The sequence below is a fragment of the Streptosporangium minutum genome (assembly GCF_002149035.1).
In the GTDB taxonomy this organism is placed as follows: Bacteria; Actinomycetota; Actinomycetes; order Streptosporangiales; family Streptosporangiaceae; genus Streptosporangium; species Streptosporangium minutum.
Map to the genome: position 1 here is coordinate 1 of NZ_NGFP01000407.1, position 4,704 is coordinate 4,704.

Consider the following 4,704-nt stretch of genomic DNA (forward strand, 5'->3'; position numbering starts at 1 on the left):
CCCGGTGGCCCCGGCGGCTCCCGCCGTCCAGGAGGCCCCGGCCCGTCAAGCTCCGCCCGCCACCGACGAGTCCTGGCCGGACGCGCCGCTCCCGGACGATCCCGGTTCGCCTCCCGCCCCGAGCCCCGGCCTCGCCGCCGCCCGCTCGGCGGCCAGGGCCGCCGCCCAGTCGGGTCCCAGGGCCGCCGCGGGCGGTAAGTCGGCCTGGCCGGACGCGGTGCCCGGCCGCAAGCCCGCCGTCGAGACCGACGAGGTCGACCCGCTCAACGACGCCGACGCCGACGCCGACGCGCTCAGCGGAATGGCCCTGCTCCAGCGCGAGCTCGGCGGCCAGATCATCGGAGAGATCGACCACACCTGACGGGCGTCCCGCTCCGCAGGCGCGGGCGGGGGTTTAGCGCCCGTCCCTGGGGAACACGTGCGGACGCCAGTACAAGACCTGGCCGGAACCCCGTAGGCTCGTGACGACTGATGTCACGGACGAGGAGCACACGACGGTGAACCCAGGGGATGTCAACCTGCAGCAGCTGCTGGAGCAGGCACAGCTCATGCAGCAGCAGCTTGTGAGCGCCCAGCAGGAGCTGAACGACGCGGAGGTCGAAGGCTCGGCGGGCGGCGGACTTGTCGTGGCCACGGTCAACGGCGGAGGCGAACTGCTCGAGCTGAAGATCAGCTCTGATGCGGTCGACCCCGGTGACCCCCAGGAGACGGCCGACACCATCGCCGACCTGGTCATCGCCGCGATCCGGGATGCGGTGCGCGCCGCCGCCGACCTCCAGCAGGAGAAGCTCGGCCCACTCGCACAGGGGCTGGGAGGCGGGAGCGGGCTAGGCCAGCTGCCCGGTTTCTGAGCCATGTACGAAGGGGTCGTCCAGAACCTGATCGACGAGCTGGGGATGCTCCCCGGCGTCGGTCCCAAGAGCGCGCAGCGGATCGCCTTCCACCTGCTGGCCGCCGAGCCGGCCGATGTGAAGCGGCTCGCCCACGCCCTGCTGGAGGTCAAGGAGAAGGTCCGCTTCTGCCGGGTCTGCGGGAACGTCGCGGCCGAGGAGGAGTGCCGGATCTGCCGTGACGTCCGGCGCGACCCTCACGTGATCTGCGTCGTCGAGGAGTCCAAGGACGTGGTCGCGATCGAGAAGACCCGCGAGTTCCGGGGCCGCTACCACGTGCTCGGCGGGGCGATCAGTCCGATCGACGGAGTCGGCCCCGACGACCTCCGGATCCGCGAGCTGATGACACGCCTGGCCGACGGCCAGGTGACCGAGCTGATCCTCGCCACCGACCCCAACCTGGAGGGGGAGGCGACGGCGACCTATCTCGCCCGTCTGGTGAAGCCGATGGGTCTGAAAGTCACACGACTGGCCAGCGGCCTGCCCGTGGGCGGTGACCTCGAATATGCCGACGAGGTCACCCTGGGCCGCGCGTTCGAAGGAAGGAGGCTGCTGGATGTCTGACGCATGGGGTGCTCTCGCGGAACGGATCGCCGAGCACGCGGAGAACTACATCGACGGCCTGACCCGGCTGGCCGGTGGCGAGGGCGGAGACGCCATCCTGCCGTTGCTGCTGGTGGAGGTGGCACAGGTCAGCTCGGCGGGCGCGCAGCTCGGCGCCAGCCAGGACGTGATCCTGTCCGGCAACTGGGAACCGCACCTGAGCGAGGACCCGGACGTCGACGTCGTCCGTACGACCCTCGCCGAGCGGTTGGGCCCGGTGGACGACTACGCCGAGGTCTTCGACCCCTACAAGGACACCGTGGTCACGCCGTACCGGTTGTCGGACGACCTGACCGCCGTGGCCGCCGATCTCATTCACGGTCTCCGGCACTATCAGGCGGGCCGCCCGCTGGAGGCCCTGTGGTGGTGGCAGTACTCCTACTTCAACACCTGGGGCAACCACGCCGGAGCGGCGATGCGAGCCCTCCAGGCGCTGGTCGCGCACACCCGTCTTGATGTGGCAGAAGAGCGCACAATGGTGTGATTGTCCACATGCTGGGCCGGATCAGGGGTGATCTACCGGAGCGCCAGTAGACTGTGAGCTCCACAGCCCTAGATTGCTTCGGAGACATCTCGTGGCGCTCGTTGTTCAGAAGTACGGTGGTTCGTCCGTCGCCGACGCGTCCTGCATCAAGCGGGTCGCCCAGCGGATCGTCGCGACGAAAAAAGCCGGCAACGACGTCGTGGTGATCGTCTCGGCGATGGGCGACACCACCGACGAGCTGCTGGATCTCGCCCAGCAGGTCTCGCCGCTGCCGCCGGGCCGCGAGCTCGACATGCTGCTGACCTCCGGTGAGCGCATCTCGATGGCGCTGCTGGCGATGGCGATCGCCAACCTGGGGCAGGAGGCGCGCTCGTTCACCGGCTCCCAGGCCGGAGTGATCACCGACTCGTCCCACGGCCGCGCGCGCATCATCGACGTCACGCCCGGCCGGATCCGCGGGGCCCTCGACAGCGGCCAGATCGCGATCGTGGCCGGGTTCCAGGGCGTCTCCCAGGACAGCAAGGACATCACCACGCTCGGCCGGGGCGGTTCGGACACGACCGCCGTCGCACTCGCCGCCGCTCTGAGCGCGGACGTGTGCGAGATCTACACCGATGTGGACGGCATCTTCACCGCCGATCCCCGCATCGTCCCGGTGGCCCGCAAGATCCCTCAGATCTCCTACGAGGAGATGATGGAGATGGCGGCCTGCGGTGCGAAGATCCTGCACCTGCGCTGCGTGGAGTACGCTCGCCGTTTCAACGTGCCGATCCACGTCAGAAGCTCGTTCAGCACCAAGGAAGGCACGTGGGTCGTCTCCGACCCCGACAGTGAAGGAACAGAGATGGAGCAGCCCATCATCTCCGGCGTCGCGCACGACCGGAGCGAGGCCAAGATCACCGTTGTCGGGGTGCCCGACAAGGTCGGCGAGGCTGCCACGATCTTCAAAACGCTGGCCGACGCCGAAGTCAACATCGACATGATCGTGCAGAACGTGTCGGCGGCGGCGACCGGTCGGACGGACATCTCCTTCACGCTGCCCATGAGCGACGGCTCCACGGCACTCACCGCACTGAAGAAGATCCAGGAGCGCATCGGGTTCGAGTCGCTGCTCTTCGACGACCAGATCGGAAAGGTCTCGCTGATCGGCGCGGGCATGCGCTCGCACCCCGGCGTCACCGCGACGTTCTTCGCCGCCATCGCCGACGCGGGCGTGAACATCGAGATGATCTCCACCTCGGAGATCCGCATCTCGGTGATCGTCGGGCAGGACGAGGTGGACTCGGCGGTCACCGCCGCGCACCACGCGTTCAATCTCGACGCCGACCAGGTTGAAGCTGTGATCTACGGAGGTACCGGCCGATGAGCCGCAGGCCCACCCTTGCCCTGATCGGTGCGACCGGTGCCGTCGGCACCGTCATGCGCGACATCATCTCCACCCGGGAGGACGTCTACGGCGAGATCAAGCTCGTCGCGTCCGCCCGGTCGGCCGGCAAGATCCTGCGGGTCCGCGGGGAGGACCTGGTCGTCCAGGAGCTGACCCCCGAGGTCTTCGACGGCGTCGACATCGCGATCTTCGACGTGCCGGACGAGGTCTCCGCGGTCTGGGTGCCGGTCGCCGCCGAGCGCGGCGCGGTCGCCATCGACAAGTCGGGCACCTTCCGGATGAACCCCGAGGTCCCGCTGGTCGTGCCGGAGGTCAACCCCGAGGCCGCGCGCAACCGGCCGCTGGGCGTCATCTCCACCCCCAACTGCACCACGCTGTCGATGATGGCCGCGATGGGCGCGCTCCACGAGCAGTACAACCTGCGCGAGCTGGTGGTCGCCTCCTACCAGGCGGTCTCCGGCGCGGGCGTGGCCGGTTCGGCCCGTCTCTACGACGAGATCGAGGCCCTCGCGGGCGACCGGACGGTCGGGCAGACCGCCGGTGACGTGCGCAAGGTCCTGCAGAACAAGCTCGGCGAGGCCGAGTCGCCGTTCCCGGCGCCGGTGGCGTTCAACGTCGTGCCGTGGGCGGGATCGCTCAAGGACGGCGGCTGGGCCTCCGAGGAGATCAAGCTCCGCAACGAGTCGCGGAAGATCCTCGGGATCGACGACCTGAAGGTCTCGGCGACCTGCGTCCGTGTGCCGGTGATCACCACCCACTCGCTGGCCGTGCACGCGACCTTCGAGCGTGAGATCACCGTCGCCGACGCGCACCGGATCCTGGAGGCCGCGCCGAGCGTGGTCGTCATGGACGACCCGGCCAACGGCGTCTTCCCGACCCCGGCCGACGTCGTCGGCACGGACCCGACCTACGTGGGCCGTGTCCGCCAGGCGCTCGACTTCCCGAACACCCTGGACCTGTTCGTCTGCGGTGACAACCTCCGCAAGGGCGCGGCCCTGAACGCGGCCGAGATCGCCGAGCTGGTCGCGGCCGAGTTCGCGTAGCCGCCTCTCCGCCCCACGGGGCGGAATCCGCCTTCCGGCCGTACGGCGGCGCAGGTCGCCGCCGTACGGCCGTCGCGTGCGGCCCCGCGCCGGGATGGCCGTGCCACGGCCTCCGGCCGGGACGTCGTGGTGCGGTTCTTCCGGTCGCCGTGGTGTGGCCTGTCCGTGGCCATGCCCGTCGTACGGCCTCCCGACGGGACGTCGTGGTGCGGTTCCTCGGGTCGCCGTGGTGTGGCCTGTCCGTGGCGATATCCGTCGTACGGCCTCCCGACGGGACGTCAGGGGGCGGGGCGTCAC

At 69.7% G+C, this 4,704-nt stretch carries 5 protein-coding genes and 1 pseudogene; all 6 read left to right on the top strand.

Annotated features, from left to right (window positions below):
• Positions 1-361: pseudogene (locus CA984_RS42660) on the top strand (DNA polymerase III subunit gamma and tau); the annotation flags it as partial.
• Between the two features lie 136 nt (positions 362-497).
• Complete coding sequence (locus CA984_RS42665) at positions 498-851, top strand: YbaB/EbfC family nucleoid-associated protein (protein ID WP_012895658.1); 354 nt, start codon at positions 498-500, stop codon at positions 849-851.
• A 3-nt stretch (positions 852-854) separates the two neighbouring features.
• Complete coding sequence (gene recR / locus CA984_RS42670) at positions 855-1,454, top strand: recombination mediator RecR (RefSeq protein ID WP_031158292.1); 600 nt, start codon at positions 855-857, stop codon at positions 1,452-1,454.
• Positions 1,447-1,977: a DUF5063 domain-containing protein gene (locus tag CA984_RS42675; protein WP_086578992.1), complete on the top strand. Its 531-nt coding sequence runs from the start codon at positions 1,447-1,449 to the stop codon at positions 1,975-1,977. The genes recR and CA984_RS42675 overlap by 8 nt, the downstream gene beginning before the upstream one ends.
• Before the next feature lie 91 nt (positions 1,978-2,068).
• Positions 2,069-3,343: an aspartate kinase gene (locus tag CA984_RS42680; RefSeq protein ID WP_086578993.1), complete on the top strand. Its 1,275-nt coding sequence runs from the start codon at positions 2,069-2,071 to the stop codon at positions 3,341-3,343.
• Positions 3,340-4,407, top strand: a complete 1,068-nt coding sequence (locus CA984_RS42685) for an aspartate-semialdehyde dehydrogenase (protein WP_086578994.1) — start codon at positions 3,340-3,342, stop codon at positions 4,405-4,407. The genes CA984_RS42680 and CA984_RS42685 overlap by 4 nt, the downstream gene beginning before the upstream one ends.
• Positions 4,408-4,704: the final 297 nt, after the last annotated feature.

Bases quoted from the DNA above. Each gene is read 5' to 3' on its own strand.
- CA984_RS42675 (WP_086578992.1), top strand. From the start codon at position 1,447: ATGTCTGACGCATGGGGTGCTCTCGCGGAACGGATCGCCGAGCACGCG.
- recR (WP_031158292.1), top strand. From the start codon at position 855: ATGTACGAAGGGGTCGTCCAGAACCTGATCGACGAGCTGGGGATGCTC.
- CA984_RS42685 (WP_086578994.1), top strand. From the start codon at position 3,340: ATGAGCCGCAGGCCCACCCTTGCCCTGATCGGTGCGACCGGTGCCGTC.